The sequence below is a fragment of the Nocardia sp. NPDC051929 genome, assembly GCF_044548645.1.
Taxonomy (GTDB): domain Bacteria; phylum Actinomycetota; class Actinomycetes; order Mycobacteriales; family Mycobacteriaceae; genus Nocardia; species Nocardia sichangensis.
Window position 1 is genome coordinate 132,992 of record NZ_JBIUCG010000009.1, and the last position, 25,915, is coordinate 158,906.

A 25,915-nucleotide genomic window follows, 5' to 3' on the forward strand; every position below is an offset into this window, starting at 1 on the left:
TTCCGCCCCTGACCCGGCATGTACTATGCCCGATCGCAGGTGTCTCTCCTCGGTTACATGGCCCTGAACCAGGATCTTCTTCGGGGATGCGCGATCGAAGTAGCGGCGCCGTCCGAGATGTGCCACGGGTCCGCGTCGCTGGAATCGGGATCCGAAACACCGGCTTCCGTGCGGGGTCGAGAGGTTTGATACGACTAGACTCAGCCAGGCTGCTGTCAGATAGCTTGTCCCACCAGAGTGTCGATGCTCCACCACAGATTCAAAAGTTCTGTTTTCAGATTTTGAGACGACTGGAAATGCCGACAAACAGGAGGTGTGGGAGCCGCCGTAGCGGCCACAATGGTGTCCGATTCGGATGCCGGGAACCGGCTGATCGAGCTACACGCGAAACCTGAACGGCGCGGCGAACAGCAGGGGTACGCCGCTTCTCAGTAGACCAAGTGCATATGTAAGCCAGATTTCGGACGCGGTGAGCCTGCGTGGTTCCGCCATGCCTTCGCGCGTCCGGGTAGGAATAAGGGGTCATGCGATGCATCTGAAGTCAGACGGAACCGCCGATGGCGAACCGGGATTGATTCCGCTCTCGAGCGCGCAGTACGGCATGTGGCTCGCGGATCATGTGCCCGGTGGACCGGCTGTCAACATCGCACACTACGTCGAGATCGATGGCCCGGTGGACCACGACGCGTTCACCCGCGCGGTGAACGACGGCGGTCACGAAACCGAGTCCCTCGTGGTGCGGGTGATCGAATCCGACGGACGCCCTTATCAATTCGTGGACCGCGGCATCATCTACGACGAGCCGGTGCTGGATTTCAGCGATGCGGAGGATCCGGTCGCGGCGGCGATGGAGTGGATGCGCCGCGACTACAACACGAAGGCGGTCGATCTCAGTCGCGACCGGCTCACCCGGACCAGGCTGATCCGGGTCGGCGAGGACCACTACTTCTGGTACGGCCGCGCGCATCATCTGGTGGTCGACGGGTACGGCGCCTTCAACAGTCTCACCCGAATGGCCGAGCACTACAACGCGCAGCTGGAAGGCAGGCCACCGACGCGGCTGGACGCGGCGAGTCTGCACGACATCGTCGAAGCGGAGCGCGTCTATCGAGCCGGCTCGCGGTACCAGGCGGACAAAAAGTATTGGCTGGCCAAGGTTTCCGATCTGCCGACACCGGTGAGCCTGTCCGGCCGAACGGCACGTTCCGGCAAGGTGGACCGCGTCGCAGGCCTGCAGCTCCCGGCGCACCTGTCCGACCGGCTCGACCGCTTCGCCGATGAGGTGAACGCATCCGCCGCGCAGGTGGTGATAGCGGCGTTCGCGGCGTTTCTCGCCCGGATGACCGGCACCGAGGATGTCGCGCTGTCGCTTCCGGTGACCGCCCGGGTGACCAAGCGCCTGCGCAACTCCGCCGCGATGTTGGCCAACATGGTGCCGATTCGTTTCGCCGTGCGCCATTCGACCACCGTGGAGGAGCTGGTCCGCGCCTCGGTGTCGGAGCTCGTCTCGGCCATGCGCCACCAGCTGTACCGGTTCGAGGATCTGCGCCGCGACTCGGCCGCGATCGATTCGTCGGCGAACTCGTTCGGCCCGATCGTGAACATCTTGTTCTTCGACTCGGAGATTCGCCTCGGCTCGGCCGTCGGCCGCTACCGCGCGCTGACCTCGGGCGCGCTCGACGATCTGCAGCTCAACCTGTACCGCTCGGGCGCGGACGCGCCGCTGCTCATCGAGTTGCACGGCAATCCGAACCTCTACGGGCAGAACGAACTCGAGTCGCACGCCGACCGGTTCCTGGATTTCCTGCAGCGGATGATGGACTCGTCCCTGGACACCCGCATCGGTGACATCCAGCTGGTCGGCCCCGCCGAGGAATTGCGCATAGTCGAGGAACTCGCCGGTCGCGACGGTGAATCCCCTTCGGCCACACTGGTGGATCTGCTGACCCGGCAAGCGGCGGCGACTCCGTCCGCGGTGGCCGTGACGTCCGAGGCGACCACTCTCACCTACCGCGAGCTCGACGAACGATCCACCCGGTTCGCCCGCGGGCTCATCGCACTCGGCGCGGGACCGGAAGCACTGGCGGCCATCGCGATGCCACGCGACGCCGACCTGATCGTCGCCGTGCTCGGCGTGCTGAAATCGGGCGCGGGGTACCTTCCGCTGGACACCGCCCATCCGGCCGAGCGGCTCGAATACGTACTGGACGACGCGAACCCGATCGCCGTGGTGACCACGCGGGGCATGCGCGAGCACGTGCCGGGCGATCCCGGCCGCGTCGTGCTGTTCGACGACGTTCTCGCCGCGGAGCAGGCCGCCGACCCGATCACCGATGCCGATCGGACCGGCCCGTTGCTTCCCGATCACCTCGCCTATGTCATCTACACCTCCGGGTCGACCGGCCGACCGAAGGGCGTATCGATCACGCACCGTGCCGTGTCCACCTACCTGGTGAACTCGTGCGCGGAGATCGGGATTCGATCCGACGACGTCTGGACGCTGTTCCACTCCTTCGCCTTCGACTACTCGGTCTGGGAGATCTTCGGCGCGCTGGTCACCGGCGGCCGGATCGTGGTCGTGGACAGCCTCACCACCCGTTCGCCGGACGACGTGGTGCGCCTGGCGGCGCGGGAGAAGGTCACCGTCTTCAGCCAGACGCCGTCGGCGTTCTATCAGTTCGCGGCCGCGCGCCAGCGGTACGCGCACGCGGGAGAGCCGGAAGGCGAACTGTCGCTGCGGCTGGTCGTCTTGTCCGGCGAAGCTCTCGATCCCGCCGGGCTGGCCGACTGGTACGAGCACAACCCGGACCTGCCGGTGCTGGCCAACAGTTACGGCATCACCGAGACCACCGTCTTCGTCACCTACACCGCCCTCACGCCGGACGTCGCGGTCCCGGGCGCGCCGAGCACGGTCGGCCCGGCATTGCCAGGCCTGCGAACCTATGTCCTGGACGAGCGGTTGCGTCCGTGCCCGCTCGGCGCATGGGGCGAGATCTACGTCGCGGGAACGCAGCTGGCTCGCGGCTATCTCAACCGACCGGCGTTGAGCGCGGGACGTTTCGTCGCCGACCCCTTCGGCGGTGCGGGCAGGCGTCTCTACCGCAGCGGCGACGTGGCGCGCTGGAATCACCGGGGCGAACTGGAGTATCGCGGCCGCGCCGACCAGCAGGTGCAGTTGCGCGGGTTCCGGATCGAGCTGGACGAGATCCGCAACGCCCTGCTGGCCCACGACAGCGTCGCCGCGGCGGTCGTCGTGGTGCATCTGCCCGGCACGGAGGCTGCCCGGCTGGTCGGGTACGTCGTACCCGCCGTCGGCGCCACCTGCGAGCCGGACGACTTGCGCACCCACGTCGGCGGGATGCTGCCGGAGTACATGGTGCCGTCGAGCGTCGTCGTGATCGACGCGGTGCCGCTGACCGTGAACGGCAAAGTTGATCACCGGGCACTGCCCGAGCCGGTGTTCGATTCGGCCGCGGCCTACGTCGCTCCCCGCACGGTCGTCGAGGAGTCGATCGCGGACGTCTTCGCCGAGGTGCTCGGCACCGACCGGGTGGGCGTGTTCGACAGCTTCTTCGACCTCGGCGGCAACTCGATCACCGCGACCAGCGCGGCGGTGCGTATCGCGGAAGCGACCCGGTGCGATGTGTCGGTGCGCGACCTGTTCGTCAAGCAGACCATCGCGGAACTCGCCGCGCACATCGAGGACGGACACCGTTCCGGCAGGCCCGTGCTGCGGGCGGCGGGCAGACCCGATCCCATTCCGCTCGCGCCGGCGCAGAACAGGATGTGGCTGGTCAACCAGACCGACCCTACCTCGGCCGCCTACAACATTCCGCTGATCGTCCAGCTCACCGGACGTCTCGACGCGGCGGCGCTGCGTGCCGCGCTGACCGACGTGATCGATCGGCACGAATCGCTGCGCACCGTCTACCCCGCGGTGAACGGCGAAGGGACACAAGTAATTCTGCCTGCCGACGAGGTTGTCGCTGGGCTCGACCTGACGCCGCGGCCGACCGACCCGGACGAGATCGAGGGCCGAATCCGCGACCTGGTTTCGGTCGGGACCGATCTGCGCGAACGCGCTCCGATCCGGGTGGCGCTGCTCGCGACCGCCGACCGCACGCGGCATGTCCTGGCGGTGGTCCTGCACCACATCTGCTGCGACGGATCGTCGCTGCGGCCCCTCGCGGCGGATGTCGCCGTCGCCTACGAGGCGAGGGCGCAGAAGAAGATCCCGGACTGGGAACCGCTGAGCGTCCAGTACGCCGACTACAGCGTCTGGCATCGCAGCCTGCTCGGCGACCCGGACGACCCGGATTCCCGGGCGGCCCGCCAATTGCGGTACTGGTCGCAGCGTTTGGCGGGGATGCCGCCGGTCCTGGAGCTGCCGGCCGACCGGCCGCGTCCGGCCCGCCGGACCATGCGCGGCGACGTCGCGGACACGGTGATCCCCGCGGAGACCTTCGCCGGAATCGAGCGGCTGGCGCGCGCGGCCAACGTCACGACGTTCATGGTCGTCCACGCCGCCCTGGCCGTGCTGCTGGCGCGGATGTCGGGCTCGGCGGACATCACCATCGGCACGCCGGTCGCCGGTCGCGGCGAACGCGCGCTCGAGCCGCTCATCGGCATGTTCGTCAACACCGTGCCATTGCGTACCGAGGTGTCCGCCGAGGAGTCGTTCACCGAGTTCCTCACACGGGTCAAGGGCATCGACGTCGACGCCTTCGCCAACAGCGACCTGCCCTACGAACGTGTCGTGGACGAACTGCATCCGAAGCGGTCCCCGGCGTACGCGCCGCTGTGCCAGGTGTATCTCGCGTTCGAGAACATGGACCGGGCGAACTTGGAGCTGTCCGAGCTCACCGTCGAGCTGCTGGACCCCGGCGCCGAACCGGCGAAGGTGGACATCATCGTCACCGTCGCCGAGAACACCGCCGCGGGCGGCGATGTCGCGCTGCGCGTCAACTACGCGACAGACCTGTTCGATCGGGAGACCGTCGAAGAGCTCGCCGAACGACTGAATCGGGTGCTCGACGCGTTCGTGGCGAATCCACGGGCCCGAGTCGGCGACGTGGATTTGTTGTCGGGAGTCGAGCGTCTGGGATTGGTCCCTGCCTCCGGTGGTCGTGCCGAGCCGCCCCGGGTGCTGGCGGATGTGTTGCTGGTGGGTGAACGCACCGCGCCTGCCGTGGTGGCGGGGGATCGCGTGCTCTCCTACGGGGAGTTGGACGACTGGTCGAATCGTCTCGCACGGGTCCTGATCGACTGGGGGGTGGGGCCGGGGGATCAGGTCGCGCTGGCCATGGGGCGGTCGGTCGAGTTCGTGGTCGGTGTGTGGGCGGTGGCGCGGGCAGGCGCCGCGTTCGTGCCGGTCGATCCGCGCTATCCGAGCGAGCGGGTCGCGCACCTGGTCGCGGACGCGAATATCGAGGTCGGGCTCACCGTCGAGGCGTCGTGCGGCATGCTTCCCGGTCACGTGCGGCAATTGGTTCTCGACCATCCTGGCACCGAGGCGTTCCTCGCGGCGCAGTCCCCGGCTGTGGTGACCGACGCGGAACGGGTGCGGGCCTGCCGTGTGGCCGACGCGGCCTACGTGGTGTACACCTCGGGCTCGACCGGCAGGCCGAAAGGCGTGGCGGTCACTCACGAGGGCTTGGCGAATTTCGCGATCGAGCAGCGCGAGCGGTATCGGGTGGATCGCAGGTCACGCGTGTTGCAGGTGGCGGCGCCCGGCTTCGACGCGGTGATGCTCGAGTTGCTCATGGCGCACGCCAACGGCGCGGTGCTGGTCGTCTCGCCGCCGGAGGTGTTCGCCGGGGCGCAGCTGGCGGAATTGATTCGCGCACAAGAGGTCTCGCACGCGTTCGTGACGCCCAGCGTGCTGGCGACGATGTCGCCCGCCGGACTCGATTCGCTGCGGGTGCTGGTGGCGGGCGGAGAAGCGGTATCGGCCGAGACGGTTTCGGTATGGGCGCCGGGGCGTCGGCTGCACAACGGGTACGGGCCGACCGAGACCACGATCATGGTGGCGATCAGCGATCCGCTGTGCGTCGGCGACCCGGTGACCATCGGCGGCCCGATCCGCGGCGTCGACGCGGTGGTTCTCGACGAGCGGTTGCGGCCCGTCCCGGTCGGGGTGACCGGACAGCTGTACGTCTCGGGCGTGCAGCTGTCGCGCGGGTACCTCAATCGTCCCGCCTCGACCGCCGCCACGTTCGTCGCCAACCCGTACGGTCCCGCGGGCACCCGCATGTACGGCACCGGTGACCTGGCGCGCTGGACCGCCGACCACACCTTGGAGTACCTGGGGCGCACCGACTTCCAGGTCAAGATCCGCGGACAGCGCATCGAACCGGGCGAGATCGAAGCCGTCCTCGCCGGGCACCCCACCGTCGCGGCAGCCGTCGTGGTGGGCGTGCACGCCGAGACCGGGTCGCGCCTGGCGGCGTACGTGGTGCCCGCCGACGGCGTGGTCGATACCGCGGAACTGACCAGGTATGCCGCGCAACGCCTGCCGTCGCACATGGTGCCGGACACGGTCATGGTGCTCGACACGCTCCCACTGTCGTCGGTGGGCAAAGTCGATCGCGCCGCCCTGCCGGAACCGGAATTCGCCCCCGCCGTGGAGTTCGTCGCGCCGCGCAACGCCACCGAGCAGATCGTGGCCGACATCTGCGCGGGCGTGCTGGGCGTCGAACGCGTCGGCGTGCTCGACGGTTTCTTCGATCTCGGCGGCAACTCGCTGTCGGCCACCCGCGCGGCCGCGCAGCTCAGCGGTGCGTTCGGCGTCGAGGTGCCGCTGCGCGCGATCTTCGAGACGCCGACCATCGGGGCGCTGGCGGAGCGCCTGCGCAGTGCCGACGCGGCGACCAGGGCGCCGCTGGTGCCGCAGGAGCGCCCGGACCGGATCCCGCTCTCACCCGCCCAGGCCAGGATGTGGTTTCTCAACCAGTTCGACACGAGCTCACCGGTGTACAACATCCCGCTGGTCGTGCGGATGTCGGGAGACCTCGACGTGGCCGCGATGCACGCGGCGATCGCGGATGTGCTCGAACGGCACGAGGCGCTGCGCACGGTGTACCCCGACAGCGACAGCGGGCCGCACCAGATGATCGTGTCGGTGCCGACGGCGCTGCCGCCGCTGACGCCGGTGGCGGTCGCGGACGGTGCGGTCGAGGCGCGCGTCGCCGCCGAGGTCGCTGTGGGCTTCGACGTCACCACCGAGGTTCCGTTCCGGGTCGCGTTGTTGCGCAGCGCGGCCGACGAGCATGCCTTGGTGCTCGTGGTCCATCACATCAGCTTCGACGGGTCCTCGCTCGCGCCGCTGGCCGCGGACCTGATGGCCGCTTACCGTGCCCGGGTCGGGAACGAAGCGCCGCAGTGGGCCCCGTTGCCGGTGCAGTACGCGGATTACGCGCTGTGGCAACGGAAGCTGCTCGGCAGCGAGGACGATCCGCACAGTCCGACCGTCGCCCAGACCCGGTACTGGATCGCGGCTCTCGCCGATCTGCCCGAGGTACTGGATCTGCCCACCGACCGTACGCGGCCCGCGAAGCAGTCGTTCCGGGGCGCGACGGTCTCGGCCACCCTTCCCGCGGATCTGCATCGCGAGGTGATCGCGCTGGCCCGCAGCCACGACGCGACGGTCTTCATGGTGATGCACGCGGCCTACGCGGCACTGCTGGCGCGGTTGTCCGGTACCGGGGACATCGCGGTCGGCACACCGATCGCCGGTCGTGGCGAGCCGGGATTGGACGGCCTGGTCGGGATGTTCGTCAACACGCTGGTGTTGCGGACGTACATCGAACCCGGCGCGTCCTTCGTCCGGATCCTGGACCAGGTCCGGGCCACCGACCTGGCCGCCTTCGAGAACGCCGACATCCCGTTCGAGCGTCTGGTCGAGGTGCTGAATCCGCCGCGCTCGACGGCACACGCGCCGTTGACGCAGGTGGGCTTCTCGTTCCAGAACATCGAGATCCCCACGGTGCGGTTCGAGGGCCTGACGGTCTCGGCGCGGATGGCCGATCCGAGCGTGGCGAAGTACGACCTGCACCTGAATCTGGTCGACGCCTTGGCGGCGGATGGCGAGCCGGGGGACATGGCGGTCGAATTCGGCTACGCGACGGATCTTTTCGACGAGTCGACGGTCGAGTCGATGTTCGACCGCTATCTGCTGTTGCTGCGCGCGATCGTCGGTGACCCCACCCGCGCCATCGGCGACATGGATCTGCTGACCGCCGAAGAGGCGCACCGGATCGCGGCCCGGTCGAGCGGCGTGCGGACGCAGGCTCCGTCAGCGACGATCGCGGACCTGTTCGCCGCACAGGTGGCCGCGACGCCGGAACACCCGGCGGTGCTCGACGCCGCCGGTGGTGCCCGGCTCGACTACCGGGAATTCGGGGCACGGGTGAATTCGCTGGCCCGCGCGCTGATCCGGCGCGGCATCGGACCGGAGACCATTGTGGCGGTGGCGATGCGCCGCTCGGTGGACCTGCTGGCCACGCTGTACGCCATCCACGCGGCGGGAGCGGCCTACTTGCCACTGGACCCGGACCATCCGGCCGACCGGGTGAGCTCCGTCCTCTCCGCCGCGCGTCCCGCCGCGATTCTCACCCGTACGCCCGACCGGGCGAGTCTGCCCGGCGACGTGCCGGTCTGGACGCTCGGCGAGCTGGAGGCCGAGCGCCTGGACGCGTCGGCGCTGACCGATGCCGATCGGATCCGGCCGCTGCGCCCGGACGATCTGGCCTACGTCATCTACACCTCCGGTTCGACGGGTGTGCCCAAGGGCGTGGCGGTTCCGCACGCCGCGGTGGTGAATCAGCTGCGCTGGATGCGCGATCACTACCGGCTCGGTGGCGGCGACGTCATGCTGCTGCGCACCCCGGTGACGTTCGACCTCTCCGTCTGGGAGCTGTTCTCCGCGCCGACCTGCGGCGCTGCCTTGGTGGTCGCCGGTCCCGACGCGCACGGCGATCCGCGCGAGATCGCCCGGCTGATGGCCGAGTATCACGTGACCACGGTGGATTTCGTCCCGTCGCTGCTCGCGGCGTTCCTCGAGGTGGCAACTCCGGATCAGTTCCCGGACCTGCGGCGCGTACTGTGCATCGGTGAGGCGTTGTCCGCAGAGATCGCGCGCCGCTTCCGGGATTTCAGCGACGCCCGCATCGACAACCTGTACGGCCCGACGGAAGCGGCGGTCAGCGTCACCGCGCACCGGATCGACGTGGTCGAAGGCGCGACCTTGCCGATCGGCGTGCCCGAGGCGAATGTCACGGTGCACGTGCTGGACTCGCGGCTGCATCCCGTGCCGGTCGGCGTCACCGGCGAGCTGTACCTGGGCGGCGTGCAGCTTGCCCGCGGGTATCACGAACGCCCGGACCTGACGGCCGCGACGTTCGTCGCCGACCCCTCCGGCGCCGCGGACGGCGCGCGTCTCTACCGCACCGGTGACCTCGTGCGCTGGGACGGCGACGGCAACCTGCGCTATATCGGCCGCGCCGACACGCAGGTGAAGGTGCGCGGCCTGCGGATCGAACTCGGCGACATCGAAGCGGCGCTGCTCGCGCACGAGCAGGTGCGCGCGGCCGTCGCGCAGGTACGCGGCGACGGCGGCGAGCAGCGGCTGGTGGCCTACGTCGTCGCGGATGGCGCGCTCGACGCCCGGCAGGTCCGGAATTCGCTGCTGGACCGGCTGCCCGCCTATATGGTGCCGTCGTCGGTGACCCGGATCGACTCGATTCCCCTCAATGCCAACGGCAAGGTGGAGTATCGAGCGTTGCCCGAGCCGGACCCGAGCGCCCAGGACACCGAGTTCCGGGCGCCGCGAGGTCTGATCGAACAAGCGATCGCCGCGGTCTTCGCGGAACTGTTCGACCGCCCCGAAATCGGCGCGGACGACGATTTCTTCGAGTTGGGCGGCAACTCGCTGGTCGCCACGCGCGCGCTGAGCCGGATCGGGGACGTCGTGGACGTGACCATTCCGGTGCGCGCGATCTTCGAGGCGCCGACCGTGTCGGGGCTGGCCGAGCGCATCGCCCAGTTGCGCGCGGTCCCGAGTCTGCCCGCGCCGACGCGGGTCACGCGGCCGAACCGTATCCCGCTGTCGCACGCGCAGACCCGGATGTGGTTCCTCAACCAGTACGACCCCGCCGCGCCCGGATATGTCGTGCCACTGGCGATCCGGCTGGAAGGCGCGCTCGATCCGGCCGCGTTGACGGCCGCTGTCGGCGATGTGCTCGAGCGGCACGAGAGCTTGCGCACGATGTATCCCGCGGTCGACGGCACGCCCACCCAGGTCGTGCTGAACGCCGAAGACGTGCTCGCGACCTGCGATCTCACCCCGCAGGCCGTCGGTGAGCGGGAACTGCCGCACCGGCTGGCCGAATTCTGCGGCACCGGATTCGACGTGGCCGAGGGTGCGCCGCTGCGGGTGGCGCTGTACCAATTGTCCGACGAGGCGTGGACGCTCGCGCTGGCCGCGCACCACATCAGTTGTGACGGCTTCTCGGTGGCCCCGCTGGCGGCCGACCTGGTGACGGCGTACCGAGCGCGCTCCGGCGGTACCGCGCCGGATTGGGCGCCGCTGCCGGTGCAGTTCGCCGACTACGCCTTGTGGCAGCGAGCGGTCCTCGGTTTCGCGGACGACCAGGACTCGCCGGTAGCCCGCGACATCGCTTACTGGCGAACGCAACTCGCGGGCGTACCGGAGCTGCTCGAATTGCCGACCGACCGGCCGAGGCCGATCGAGCAATCCCAGCGCGGGGCGGTGCTCCAGGTCGCCATACCCGGTGAACTGCAAGGTCGGGTGGAATCGCTGGCACGGCGCTCCGGTGCCACCACGTTCATGGTGGTGCACGCGGCCCTGGCGGTGCTGCTGTCGCGACTGTCCGGCAGCGACGACGTCACTGTCGGTGTGCCGCACGCGGGCCGGGGCGACCGGTCGCTGGACCACCTGGTCGGCATGTTCGTCAACACCTTGGTGCTGCGGTCGCGGGTCACGCTCGACCAGACGTTCGCGAGTCTGCTGGACCAGGTGCGGCGCACCGACATCGAGGCGTTCGATCACGCCACCGTGCCGTTCGAGCAACTGGTGGACGCGCTGAACCCGGTGCGATCGACCGCGCATACGCCGTTGTTCCAAGTGCTGCTGGCCTACCAGAACATGACCCGGGCTCGCGTCGAACTGCCGGGACTCACCGTGGAGAATGTGGATCCCTGCGACAGCGCGGCGATCTACGACCTGTTGCTGATGATCAGCGAAGGCCACGGCACGCACAACGAGCCGACCGGCATGACGTTGCGCCTGACCTACGCCACGGATCTGTTCGACGAGGACACGGTGCGCGGCTTCGCCGACCGGTTCGTCCAGGTCCTCGACGCCGCGGCCCGCGATGCCGAGACCACCGTCGGAGAGATCGGCCTGCTCGACGAGGCGGAGCGGTCCCGAGTGCTGGAGCGGTGGAACGACACCGGTGGCTCCGCCGCACCGGGCCGGACGCTCGTCGACGTCTTCGACGAACAGGTCGCGCGCACCCCGGACGCCACGGCGCTGCGGCTTCCGGACGGAAGTACGTCGACCTACCGGGATTTCGACGCACGCGTCAACCGGCTGGCTCGCTGGCTCATCGGGCGCGGTGCCGGGCCGGAGACGATCGTGGCGGTGGCCGTCCGCCGATCGGCCGAGCTGGTCACGGCACTGTACGCGGTCGTGAAGGCGGGCGCCGCGTTCCTGCCCATCGACCCGGATCACCCGAGCGCGCGGATCGCGCACGTCCTCGGCGCGGCCGATCCTCTGCTGGTGCTCACGACCGCGGACGACGGCCAGGGCCTGCCCGACGGATTCGAGTACGCGCGGATCGACCGGCTGGACGTGACCGGTCTGTCCGGCGCTCGGATCACGGACGCGGAGCGCCGCACACCGCTGCGGCCGAACCATCTGGCTTATGTGCTGTTCACCTCCGGGTCCACCGGGGTGCCCAAGGGCGTGGCGCTGACCCATGCCGCCACCGTGAGCCAGCTGGCGTGGGCCCAGCAGCGGTGGCCGCACGGAACGTCCGACGCGGTGCTGCACAAGACGCCGATCACGTTCGACATCGCCGTGTGGGAATTGTTCTGGCCGTTGCAGACCGGCGCGCACATCGTCGTGGCCGAACCGGGCGGACATCGCGATCCCGTTCACCTGGCGAAGGTCATCGCACGGCACGAGATCACCACCGTGCACTTCGTCCCGTCGATGCTCGATGTCCTGCTGGAATCGGCCGGGGTCGCGGAACTGCCCTCGATCCGGCGGGTGTTCGTCGCGGGTGAGGCGCTGGCGCAGCGCACGGTCGACGCCGCGGCGCACGTCTTCACGCACGCGGAGCTGGTGAACTGGTACGGGCCCGCGGAGGCGGAGGTGGTCACCGCGCAGCCGTGCGCGCCGGGTGCGTCGGCCGTCGCGGCGGTGCCGATCGGAGCGCCCGCCGGCGGCATGAAGGTCTACGTGCTGGATTCGCGGCTGCGGCCGGTGCCCGTCGGGGTCGTCGGGGAGCTGTACGTCTCGGGTGTCCAATTGGCGCGCGGATACCACGCGCGCGCCGATCTCACCTGCGGCGCCTTCGTCGCCAACCCGTTCGGCGTTGCGGGACAGCGGCTGTACCGGACCGGTGACCTGGTCCGGTGGCGCAAGACCGGCGAGCTGGAATACCTGGGGCGCGGCGACTTCCAGGTGAAGGTGCGCGGTCAGCGGGTGGAGCCCGGTGACATCGAAGCCGCGCTGCGCGCCTGCGGGCAGGTAGTGCGTGCCGTGGCCATCGTGACGACGGAGCGCATCGTCGGTTACGTGACGTTGGCGCCGGGCGCGGTCACCGACGGCCGCGCGATCCGCGAAGAGCTGACCCGGACGCTGCCGTCCTACTTGGTTCCGGACGTCGTGCAGGTGCTCGACGCGATGCCGCTCACCGCCAACGGCAAGCTCGACCGGTCGGCGCTGCCGCGGCCGGTGTTCGACGACGGGGCGGACTTCGTCTCGCCGCGCACCGACGGCGAGGTGGTGCTGGCGCGTCTGGTCGCCGAACTCACCGGCGCGGAACGGGTGAGCGTGACCGCGAATCTCTTCGAGATCGGTGTCAACTCGCTGTCGGCCGCTCAGCTCGCGGCGCGGGCCCAGGCGGTCGTCGGCGTCGATGTCGGTATCAAGGACGTCTTCGATGCGGCGACCATCGCCGCGCTGGCGGAGCGGATCTCGGCGCGGACCAGATCTACTGCTGTTGCGCTGACCGCGCGGCCACGCACCGGCGCGGTCCCGTTGGCGGCGGCGCAGCGGCGGATCTGGTTCCTCAACCAGTTCGACACCTCCTCGGCGGCCTACAACATCTGCTTCGCGGCCCGCCTGACCGGGCCGCTGGACACCGAGGCACTGCGTGCCGCGTTCCTCGATGTGGTGACCAAGCACGAGCCCTTGCGGACGGTGTATCCGCTCGTCGACGGCGAGCCCTGCCAGGTGGTGCGGGAGATCGCGACGATAGCCGCGGACATGGCCTTCGAACCGGAGCCGGTCGTCGGCGAGACGGAACTCGCCGACCGCATGCGGAACGCGGTCGAGGCGGGATTCGACATCGCCGAATCGGTACCTGTGCGGGCACGGTTGTATCGCACCGCGACGCGGGAACACGTGCTGGTGGTGGTGGTCCATCACATCGCCGCCGACGGGGCGTCGATGCCTCCGCTCGCCCGCGACGTATTCGCCGCGTACCGGGCGCGGGTGGGCGGCCACCCGCCCCGGTGGGAATCGCCGGTGGTCCAGTACGCCGACTACGCGATGTGGCAACAGGAGCTGCTCGGCTCCGAGGACGATCCGGCGTCGCTGATCGCGCGGCAGATCGATTACTGGACCGACGCTCTGGACGGTTCCCCGGAGCTGCTCGCCCTGCCGACGGACCGGCCACGCCCCGCCACCCTCTCGACCGACGGCGGCAACGTCCGGTTCGAGCTGCCCGCGCGGCTGCACGACGACATCGTGCGGCTGGCCCACCGCGAGGGCGTCACGGTGTTCGTCGTCCTGCACGCGGCCCTGTCGATCCTGTTGGCGCGCACCGCGCACAGCGACGACATCTCGGTCGGCACGCCGGTCGCCGGTCGCGGCAGGCCGGAACTCGACGATCTCGTCGGCATGTTCGTCAACACCGTGGTGCTGCGGACCCGCATCGATGAGGATCGCTCGTTCCGGGAGCTTCTCGCCGTAGTGCGCGATGTCGACCTCGAAGCGCTCGCTCACGCCGACCTGCCCTACGAGCGGCTCGTCGACGTCATCGGCCGCCCGCGTTCGACGGCGTATTCGCCACTGTTCCAAGTGATGTTCGGGTTGCAGAACACCGGAGCGGCCCGATTCGAGCTGCCCGGAATCGACGTCGAGATCATGGACCCCGGCATCGCGCAGGCCAAAGCCGACCTCACCGTGCTGGTGACCGAGCGGCGCGAAGGCGATCGGCCCGCCGGAATCGACGGCGAGATCATCTACGCCACCGATCTTTTCGTCCAGTCGACCGCGCATGCACTGGCGGAGAGGTTCGTCCGCGTCCTCGAGGCGGTCACCGCCCATCCGGCGCGGGCGATCGGCCACATCGATCTGTTGAGCGCCGCCGACACCGAACGCTTGGTGCCCGCGCGGGGCGGCGACGACGCGCGGCCTTGCTTGCTGCCGGATCTGCTGGCGACGGCCGTGGCATCGGCTCCGGCGGCGGTGGCCCTGATCGGGGACGGCGAAGCCCTCACGTACGCGGAGCTGGACGTCAGGGCCAACCGGCTCGCTCGTCACCTGCTCGCCCAGGGAGTCGGGCCGGGAGTGTTCGTGGCGCTGGCCGTGCCACGCTCGATCGAGTATCACGTCGCCATGTGGGCGATCGCGAAGACCGGCGCCACGTTCGTCCCGGTCGATCTCCGCTACCCCGCCGAGCGGATCGCGCACATGGTGAGCGATTCCGGCGTCAGCGTCGGGCTCACGCTCGCGACCGCACGCGGGGAGCTGCCGGACGCGGTGCGCTGGCTGATGCTCGACGATCCGCGCACGGCGCAGGAGATCACGGCGCGGTCCGGCGAGGCGGTGACCGATGCCGATCGCGGGCGTGTGCTGCGGATCGAGGACGCCGCCTACCTGATCTACACGTCCGGTTCGACCGGAACACCCAAGGGTGTCGTGGTCACCCATGCCGGGTTGGCGAACTTCGCGGCCGAGCAAACCGAACGCTACCGGGTCGACGGCACGTCCAGGGTGCTGCAAGTGGCGGCGCCCGCGTTCGACGCGGTGCTGCTCGAAGCGTTGATGGCGCATGCGGCGTGCGCGGCGTTGGTCGTGTCGCCACCGGAGGTGTTCGGCGGGCCGGATCTGGCCGCGCTGATCCGGACGCATCGGGTGTCGCACGCGTTCCTGACGCCGAGCGTGCTGGCGACCATGGCGCCCGCCGGTCTCGAGTCGGTGCGGATGCTCGCGGTCGGCGGCGAGATGGTGCCCGCGGAGCTGATCGCCACCTGGGCGCCAGGTCGCCGGTTGCACAACATCTACGGCCCGACCGAGACGACGATCGTGATCACGATGAGCGATCCGGTGCTGCCGGGCGATCCGATCGCGATCGGCGGCCCGATTCGCGGCGCGGAGGCCTTGGTGCTGGACGCGCGCTTGCGCCCGGTGCCGGTCGGAGTCGCGGGGGAGCTGTACCTGTCGGGTGCACAGCTGGCGCGCGGCTATCTCAACCGGCGTGCGGTGACGGCCGGTGCGTTCGTCGCGAATCCGTACGGTAGGCCGGGCGGGCGGATGTACCGCACCGGGGACATCGTCCGCTGGACGACGCGGCGCACGCTCGAATACGTCGGCCGCAGCGACTTCCAGATCAAGATCCGTGGCCAGCGCATCGAACTCGGTGAGATCGACGCGGCGCTGCTCACGCATCCGGCGGTGGCCGCCGCGGTGACCGTCAGCCGCACGGGGCCGGGCGGGCACCCGGTGCTGGCCGCGTACATCGTGACCGAAGCCGCGACGGTCGCCGACCCGGAGACCGTGCTCGAACACGTCGCGTCGGTATTGCCCGCGCACATGGTGCCGTCGGTGCTCACCGTGCTCGATCGCATGCCGATCACCTCGACCGGCAAGGTGGATCGGAAAGCATTGCCGGAGCCGGTCTTCGGCGCCGATGGAGATGATGCGGAGGCGGCGTCCACCGATCTGGAACGCACCGTCGCGGCCGCGTTCGCGGATGTTCTCGGCGTCGCGTCGGTCGGTGTCTCCACCTCGTTCTTCACCCTCGGCGGCGATTCGATCCTGTCGATCCAGCTGGCTTCCCGGTTGAAGTCGGCAGGTGTCGTCGTGACGGCGCGGGACATCTTCGAGCAGAAGACCGTCCGTGGCCTGGCGCGGGTCGCCGCGGCCGCCGAACGGTCTTCGCTCGCGGAGTTGCCTGGTGGCGGCGGGGGCGAGATCCCGTTCACCCCGGTGGTTTCCTGGTTCACCGAGCGTCTCGGCGCCGCTCCTCGGTTCGCTCAGTCGATGCTGGTGCGCTTGCCGCGCGACGCGCGAGTCGAGGACGTGACCGCGACGGTGCGGGCGGTGCTGCGACAGCACGACATGCTGCGCGCGCGGCTGCGCGACCAGTGCTTGGAGGTGCCGCGGCCGGAGGCCGCGGATGCCGCGGACGTGGTGCTGACCCGCACCTTCCGCGCGGATGAGACCCCGGGCACTGACGGTTTCACCGCGGTGGTGGAAGCGGCGCTGGCCGAGGCGTCGGACCGCCTCGACCCGGCGGCGGGCCGGATGGTGCAGGTCGTGTGCCTGCTGCCCGAACCGGGCCTCGACGCCGAGGCGCGGGCGCTCGTGGTCGTCCATCACCTCGTGGTCGACGGTGTGTCCTGGCGAATCCTGATTCCCGACTTCGCGACAGCCTGGCAGCAGGTCACGCGGGGACGGACGGTGGAATTGCCCGCGCAAGGGACATCGATGCGCCGATGGGCGCACGCGCTGGCCGATGCCGCCGCGGCCCGTGCCGGGGAGTTCGACCTGTGGCACCGGATGGGTGCGGCGCCGGATCCGCTGCTCGGCAGCGCGGTGCTCGATCCCGCCGTCGACACCCAGTCGACCGTGCGGCATCTGACGGTGTCCCTCCCGGTGGACGTCACTTCGGCATTGCTCGACGCGGTGCCGAAGGCCGCGCACGGCAGCGTCGACGACGCGTTGCTGGCCGGCCTGGCCGTGGCGGCGACGCGCTGGCGCCATCGGCGCGGTATCGCGCACGCGGGTGTGAAAGTCCTCTTGGAGGGGCACGGCCGCGCGGAACAGATCGCCGAGGGAGCGGATGTCTCCCGCACGGTGGGCTGGTTCACCAACACCTACCCCGTGGCGCTCGACCTGAGCGGGGTGAATGCGGATGATCCGCGTGCCGCGGTGAAATCCGTGAAAGACCAGTTGCGCGTGATCCCGGACAAGGGGATCGGCTACGGCCTGTTGCGTTACCTCCACGCCGACACCCGCGACCGGCTCGCGGCACTGCCGGAGCCGCAGATCGGTTTCAACAATCTCGGCCGGGTCGGCGTCGACCTCACGACGCTGTCGGACCTCGCGTGGATTCCGACCGACGAGCCGTTCGACCGGTGGTCGGCCTTCGATCCCGACATGCCCGTGGCGGCGGCCGTCACGATCGACGCGAACATCGTGGACACCGAAGCGGGACCGCGCCTGTCGGCGCGGATCGGCTACGCGTCCCGGCTGTTCGAGCGCGACGACGTGGCCGAACTCGCCGACGAATGGATCGGCGCGGTGACCGGGATCGCGACCGCGGCCCTCGCGGACGAGGACTGGGGCTTCTCACCCGCCGACGTTCCACTCGTCGAGGTCACACAATCCGACCTGGACGGGTTCGCCGACCGTTACGGAGCGCTCGGCGATGTCTGGTCGCTGGCGCCGCTGCAGGCGGGACTGCTGTTCCATGCCGAACTCGCCGCGGGTGACCTCGACGTCTACACCGCGCAATCGACGCTCGCCCTCGCCGGTGTGGTCGATGCGGATCGGCTGGAGCGCTCCGCCGCGGCCTTGCTGGAGCGTCATCCGAATCTGCGAGCCGCCTTCGTGCGCACGGCCGATGGCACTCCGGCGCAGGTGATTCCGGCGGCCGCCGCCGTGCGCTGGCGGCGGGTCGATCTGCGCGACGGCACGACGACCCCCGAGGAGCTGATCGCGGCCGAGCGGGCGGTCCCGTTCGATCCCGCCGATCCTCCGCTGCTGCGGTTCCTGCTGATCGCCGTGGCGCCACAGGACTTCCGGCTGGTGCTGACGGCACACCACCTGCTGTTGGACGGCTGGTCGTTGCCGTTGCTGTGGCGCGAGTTGATCGGCCTCTACGCGGTGAGTGCGCGGGCCGAGCTGCTGCCCGCCGCGGCGTCGTACCGCGGCTACCTGGAATGGCTGGATCGGCGCGAGCCGTCGACCGGCATCGAGGTGTGGCGGGAGGTCCTGCGCGATTTCACCGAACCGACGGTGATCGCCGACGCGCGCACGCACACGACGGTCGGCATCCCGGTCGACCTGGCGGTGGTGCTGGATCGTGCCGTCACCGCGGAACTGGTGGAATTCGCTCGGGCACGGGCGGTGACCATGTCGACGATCGTGCAGTTCGCCTGGGCGGTGGTCCTGGGGAACCTGCTCGGCACCGAGCGTGTGGTGTTCGGCAGCACGGTGTCGGGACGTCCCGCCGACCTGCCCGGCGTGGAATCGATGATCGGCTTGTTCATCAACACGATCCCGGTAGCCGTGCACCTCCCGCGAACCTGGACCGTCGAGGACGCGCTGCGGCGGTTGCAGGCCGACAACGCCCGCCTGCTCGATCACCACGACGTCGAACTGTCCCGGATCCTGGCGGACACGGGCGCTGCCCAGCTGTTCGACACGCTGGTCGTCTTCGAGTCGTATCCGGTCGACAGCAGCGGCCTCGGCGACGCGGACATCGACGGCATGCGGGTGGTCGCGGCCGACGGAAGCGACGCAGCGCACTATCCGATCACGGTGCAGGCGCACCAGACCGATCAGCTGCACGTCATGATCCGCTACCAGCGGGCCCGCGTGGACGACTCGACGGCCGCCGGTCTGGCCGCCCGGCTGGAGACCGTGCTGCGCGCCATCACGACCGATCCGGGCGCGCGGCTGGGCGCGGTCGACCTGCTGACCGCGGCCGAGCGCCGTGACCTGGTACCCGCCACCGGCGGACCCGCCGCAGCGCCCCGAGTTCTCGCTGAGCTGTTGGCCGCCGGTGTCGCGGTGGATCCCGAAGCGGCAGCGATCGTTTCGGACGGGCACACGATGTCGTACGCCGAGTTGGATGCCTGGTCGAACCGTGTCGCGCGCGAGCTGATCGACTGGGGTGTCGGCCCCGGCGAGCAGGTGGCGTTGGCGATGGCCCGATCGGTGGAACTCGTGGTCGGCATGTGGGCGGTCACCAAGACGGGCGCCGCGTTCCTGCCCGTGGATCCGCGCAACCCCGCCGAACGCGTCGGGCACATGGTCGCCGACTCGCAGGTGCGGGTCGCGGTCACGGTCGAGGCGTGGCGAGAGCTGGTTTCCGGGCCCGTCCGGCGGCTGGTACTCGACGATCCGGAAACCCGTAAAGCGATCGAGGCGCGGTCCTCGGACGCGGTGACCGACACGGATCGAACACGGACGCCGCATGTTCGCGACACCGCGTACGTGCTGTACACCTCGGGCTCGACCGGGACGCCCAAGGGCGTCGCGGTCACCCACGAGGGGCTGGCCAATTTCGCGGCCGTGGAACGTGACCGCTTCGGCGCGGACAGCCGGTCGCGGGTACTGCACGCGTCCGCTCCCGGTTTCGACGTCGTGGTCCTCGAGTTGCTGCTGGCCCACACCAACGGCGCGGTACTCGTGGTGGCGCCGCCGGAAGTGTTCGGCGGCGCTGAACTGGCGGAATTCATTCGGCAGCAGCGCGTCTCGCACTCCTTCCTGACGCCGAGCGTGCTGTCGACGATGCCACCGGAGGGGTTGGATCGCCTGCGGGTGCTGATGGCCGGTGGCGAGGCCGTGACGCCGGAGATCGTCACACAGTGGTCGCCGGGCCGGCGACTGCTGAACGGGTACGGCCCGACCGAAACGACGATCCTGGCCGGAATCGGTGGCCCGCTGCATCCCGGTGCGGCCGTCACGATCGGTGGTCCGATCAGCGGCGTCGAGGCCGTCGTGCTGGACGCCTGGCTGCGGCCGGTGCCGGTGGGCGTGGTCGGCGAGTTGTATCTCGCCGGTGTGCAACTGGCCCGCGGATACGTGAACCGCCCGGTGGCGACGTCGAACGCGTTCGTCGCGAACCCGTTCGGTGCGCCGGGATCCCGCATGTACCGCACCGGCGACCTGGCTCGCTGGACGCCGGAGCACACCGTGGAGTACCTCGGTCGTCGCGACTTCCAAGTCAAGATCCGCGGTCAACGGATCGAGCTCGGTGAGATCGAGGCCGTGCTGGCCGCGCAACCCGGCGTGGAACACGCGGTCGTCGTGCTGCGCGAAGACGAGCGCGGCGTCGGCAGACTCGTCGGCTACCTGGTCGGCGCCGAGAACCTGGATCCGGAGGAGATCAGGGCGGCCGCGCGGCTGCGGCTGCCCGCGCACATGGTGCCCGACATCTGCGCGGTGCTCACCGAATTCCCCCTCACCAGAACCGGAAAGCTCGACCGCCTGGCACTGCCCGCGCCGCGGTTCTCGGCGGCACGGGCCTGGACCGCACCGGGTACGGAGACCGAGCGGCAAGTCGCGGACGTCTTCGGAAGCGTCCTCGGCATCGACCGGGTCGGGGCGGGCGACAGCTTCTTCGACCTCGGCGGCAACTCGTTGTCGGCGACGCGGGTGACCGCTCAGTTGGGTACCGCGCTCGGAGTGAGCGTGGGCGTTCGCGACCTGTTCGAAGCGCCCACGGTCGCCGGACTCGCCGCCCGTCTGGACGCCTCCGAGCGGACGGTCCGCGCGCCACTGGTGCCGCGCACCCGCTCCGGGCTGGTGCCGTTGTCGCCGGCACAACAGCGGATGTGGTTCCTCAACCAGCTCGACACCTCCGTCGGCGCGTACAACATCCCGCTGGTGATCCGGTTGACGGGCGAACTCGACATCGACGCGTTGCGGCGCGCGTGCGAGCTGGTCCTCGATCGGCACGAGTCACTGCGAACCAGATTCCCGATGACCGACGGGACGCCACATCAGGTCGCGGTCCCCGTCGAAGAGGTCACGATCGGGCTGACCGCCGTACCGATCGAGGCGGATCGGCTGATGGAGCGAGTGCTCGCCACCGTCTCGGCGAGCTTCGATGTCACACAGGAGCCTCCGCTGCGCATGGCGTTGTTCCGGCTCGGAGCCACCGAGCACGTCTTGGTCATCGCCGTGCACCACATCTGTGCCGACGGGCAGTCCATGATGCCGCTCGCGCGAGACGTGGCGGTGGCCTACCAGGCGAGCAGACAAGGGACACAACCGATCTGGCCCGCTCTCGCGGTCCAGTACGCGGACTACACGCTCTGGCAGCGCGATGTACTCGGCGACGAGCGCGACCCGGGCTCGGTCATGTCCCGGCAGTTGCGCTTCTGGAAGGACACTCTCGCCGGGCTGCCCGAACTGCTCGAACTGCCCACCGACCTGCCGCGTCCGCCGGTGGCGTCGATGCGTGGCCGGACCGTGGATTTCGAGATCTCCGCCGCGTTGCGGGAACGAATCGGCGCGCTGGCGCGCGCGGCGAACGCGACTGTCTTCATGGTCGTGCACGCCGCGCTGGCAGTCTTGCTGTCGCGGTCGGCCGGTGTCGGCGATGTTGCGGTGGGTGCTCCGGTGGCCGGACGCGGAGAGCGTGAACTCGACGATCTGATCGGCATGTTCGTCAACACCCTCGTGCTGCGGTCACGGGTGTCGTCGCGTCAGTCGTTCGCCGAGCTGCTCGCGGCGACGCGGGAAACGGATCTGGCGGCGTTCGCCCATGCCGACGTGCCGTTCGAGCAGGTGGTGGAGGCGATCAATCCACCGAGGTCCACGGCCCATCTGCCGCTGTACCAGGTGACGCTCGATGTGCAGAACCTGAGCAATGCCGCGTTGGAACTGCCGGGCCTCACCGTCGAGCCGGTCGAGAACGGCTTCGAACCGGCGCAGGCCGACCTGAACCTGAATCTCGTCGAAGGCTCCGGCGCCGGTGGGCAGGCGGAGGGCATCCGAGGTCGCCTGACCTACGCCACCGATCTCTTCGTCGAGGAGACGATGACCCGGTTCGCGGCGGCCTTCGTGCGGATCCTGGAGCAGGTGACCGCCGATCCGGAGGTCGCCGTCGGTGACATCGACCTCGTGGGCCCGCAGCAGCGTCGCGAGCTGCTCGGCGCGGCCGGTGTCGCCGGGGTCGCGGTGCCGGACACGACCCTCGCGGAACTGTTCACCGTCCAGGCCGTCGCGCGACCGGACGCGGTCGCGGTGACCGACGGCGAGTCGCAACTGACCTACGCGGAGCTGGATCGGCGCTCCGCCGCGGTGGCCGCTCGGCTGGCGGAGCGGGGAGTGGGTCCGGAATCGCTGGTGGCCGTGGCGTTGCCGCGGTCGGCGGACCTGGTCGTCGGCGTGCTCGGCGTCGTGCGCGCGGGTGCGGGATATCTGCCGCTGGATGTGGCGTATCCGCCTGAACGATTGCGCTTCATGCTCGACGATGCTCGTCCGGCCGCGGTTCTGACCTCGGCGGACCTGTCCGCCGCGGTGCCGGAGTGCGCCGCGCCGGTACTGCTCATCGAGGAGTGCGCGAACGACGACGCGGCGGCCTTCGATTCGGTGGTGTCGCCTGCGCGGCCGGGCAACGTAGCCTACGTGATCTACACGTCGGGATCGACGGGCCGCCCGAAGGGCGTGACGGTCGGCCACCGGGAAGCGGTCACCCTGTTCACCAACGCGGCCGAGCGATTCGACCTCGGACCCGACGACGTGTGGACGATGTTCCATTCCTACGCCTTCGATTTCGCGGTGTGGGAGATCTGGGGCGCGCTGCTGTCCGGCGGCAAGGTGGTCGTGGTCGACTACGACACCTCCCGGTCGCCCGAGGCGTTCGTGGACGTCGTGGCGCGGGAGGGCGTGACCGTGCTGAGCCAGACGCCGTCGGCGTTCTACGGATTCGTCGACGCGGAGCGCCGCTATCGCGAATCCGGCTGTCCGGCAGGAGATCTCGCGTTGCGTTATATCGTCTTCGGTGGCGAGGCGCTGGACGCGTCGCGGTTGGACGACTGGTTCGCCGCGCACGCGCCGGGCATGCCACGGCTGATCAACATGTACGGCATCACCGAGACGACCGTGCACGTCACGTTCTCCGAAGTGACGCAGGCGAGCTCGGCCGGGATCGGTGTGCCGCTGCCCGGGTTGCGGGCGTACGTTCTCGACGACCGGCTGCGTCCGGTGCCGATCGGTGTCGCCGGAGAGATCTATGTGGCCGGTGGGCAGCTTTCCCGGGGATATCTGGGGGCCGCGGCACTGACCGCGGGCCGATTCGTGGCGAATCCCTTCGATCCCGACGGCGCCCGGCTCTATCGATCCGGGGATGTCGGCCGCTGGCGGAAGTCCGCGAGCGGGCTGGAGTTGGCGTACGCGGGCCGGGCCGACGCGCAGGTGCAGTTGCGTGGTTTCCGCATCGAACTCGGCGAGGTGGAGTCGGCGCTGTTGCGCCATCCGCTCGTCACCCAGGCCGCGGTCACGGTGCGCCGGCACGATCGCGGTGTCGATCAGCTGATCGGCTACGTCGTCGGCGTCGACGGCGAGCGGATCGATCCGGCGGAGGTCCGCGAGGCCGCCGCCCAGGTGCTGACCGGCTACATGGTGCCCGCGACGATCATGGTGTTGCCCGCGCTGCCGTTGACGGTCAACGGCAAGCTCGACCGAAAAGCACTGCCCGACCCCGAGTTCGACGAGTCGACGACCGCGTTCGTGCCTCCGAGGACCCACACGGAGAAGGTGATCGGCGACGTCTACGCGCAGGTCCTCGGCGTCCAGCGGGTCGGGGCATCGGACGGCTTCTTCGATCTCGGCGGCAACTCGCTGCTGGCCACCATGGTGGTGACCGAGTTGCGCGGCCGCGGCGTGACGATCCAGTTGCCGTGGATGTTCGACGACGCGACGCCGCAAGCCCTGGCGGCCCGGGCCGACGGCACGGCGGGCGGTTCGGGGCTGCAAGTATTGCTGCCGCTGCGCGCGCACGGCCCGAAGCCCGCGGTGTTCGCGGTGCACCCAGCGGGCGGACTGGCGTGGTTCTACGGCGGAATGGTCGAACATCTGGACAAGGACCGGCCGGTCTACGGCTTGCAGGATCCCCATGTCGTGGCGGGCGAACCCGGTGCGCGTTCCGTCGACGAACTCGCGGAACGCTATGTCGCCGAGATCCGCCGAGTGCAGCCGAGCGGGCCGTATCACCTGCTGGGGTGGTCGCTGGGCGGTGCGATCGCGCATGCCGTCGCGGTCCGGCTCCAGCGGGAAGGACAGCAGGTCGGCATGCTGGCCATGATGGACAGCGCGGTCGGCGACTCCGAGGCGCTGGCCGCGGCGATGAGCGGCACCGCGGACGAGCCCGCGCCGAGCGAACTGATGGCCGATCTGCTCGGTGGCTGGCGTGAGCTGTTCGACCTCGGCGCCGAGGTGACCGCGCAGACCCACGAGCAGGCCTGGGCGGTGATCCGCGATCAGGTGACCGCCACCGGGATGTTCACCGCCGAACAGGTCGATCGGGTGATGGAGAGCTTCCGGACCGCGAGCGATATCGCCAGGGAGCATCGGCCGGGTGTCTTCGACGGCGATCTGATCTTCTTCACCGCAGGAAAAGACCGCACGGACCACGACGCCGTCGTGCGGACGTGGCGGCCGTTCATCACCGGCGATCTGCACAACACGGTCGTCGACGCACGACATCTCGAGTTGACCCATCCGCACGCACTGGCCGTCATCGGCCCGATCCTCGAAAGGTTCGCGAACGCATGCTGAAGACTCTCGATCAACTCCAGCAACTCCGGCTCGAGGACGGCAGGACGGTCGCCTGTACCAGTCCGGCCGAGGCGCGGATGTTGTGGGGCGAGATGTCGACCGACGGCTTCTATCGGCTAGCGGCCGCGCTGCTGCGTCCCGGGGACATCGCACTGGACATCGGCGCGAACATCGGGCTGAGCGCGATGATGTTCGCCGAGACCTGCCCCGGCGTCCGGGTGATCGCCGCCGAGCCGGCCCCGGCGACCTTCGACTGTCTGCAGCGCAATATGGCCGCTCATGTGCCGGACGGCGTGCCGTTGCAGGTCGCGGTCGGCGCGGCGCCCGGCAGCGCGCCGTTCACCTGGTACCCACGGGCGTCGGCCAATTCGGGTCTCTACGCCGACCGCGCGGCCGACGACCGGGCCACCGAGATCTATCTGCGCAACAGCGGCCTGAACGACGAGGCGATCGCTCTCATCACCGCTGGGCTGCACGAGGGTGAGCGAATGGAGGTCGAAGTCACCACCGTTTCGGCGATACTCGACGAGCACGGCGGGAACGCGGAGGTCGGCTTGCTCAAGGTCGACGTCGAGCGAGCGGAGCTCGATGTCCTGCGCGGCATAGCCGCCGCGGACTGGCCGCGTATCCGTGCCGTCGTCGCCGAGGTGCACGATCGGGACGACCGCTTGGCCCAGTGCCGCGAATTGTTGAGCGGACACGGTCTGTACGCGCGAACGCGCCAGGACCCGAGCCTGGCCGGAACCGAACTGCACGAGATCTACGCCGTCAGACCGGAGAGCGTCTGACGGTCCCGCGCCGTCTTGCTCCATCTCGGCACGGGTCCAGCCTGCGGATACTCTCCCAGGCTGTTCCCGTGCCGGATCGCCGCCTTCCCGCGCGCTGTCGAGAACAGCCGGATCCCACGGTCGCGGGTGT

General features: G+C 69.7%; 2 protein-coding genes. Both read left to right on the plus strand.

The window, feature by feature from the left end; translation table 11 throughout:
• Positions 1-529: 529 nt before the first annotated feature.
• Positions 530-24,997: a non-ribosomal peptide synthase/polyketide synthase gene (locus ACIHAX_RS13770; protein WP_397277605.1), complete on the plus strand. Its 24,468-nt coding sequence runs from the start codon at positions 530-532 to the stop codon at positions 24,995-24,997.
• Positions 24,991-25,785, plus strand: coding sequence for an FkbM family methyltransferase (locus ACIHAX_RS13775; RefSeq protein ID WP_355075341.1), 795 nt, complete (start codon positions 24,991-24,993; stop codon positions 25,783-25,785). The genes ACIHAX_RS13770 and ACIHAX_RS13775 overlap by 7 nt, the downstream gene beginning before the upstream one ends.
• Positions 25,786-25,915 lie beyond the last annotated feature (130 nt).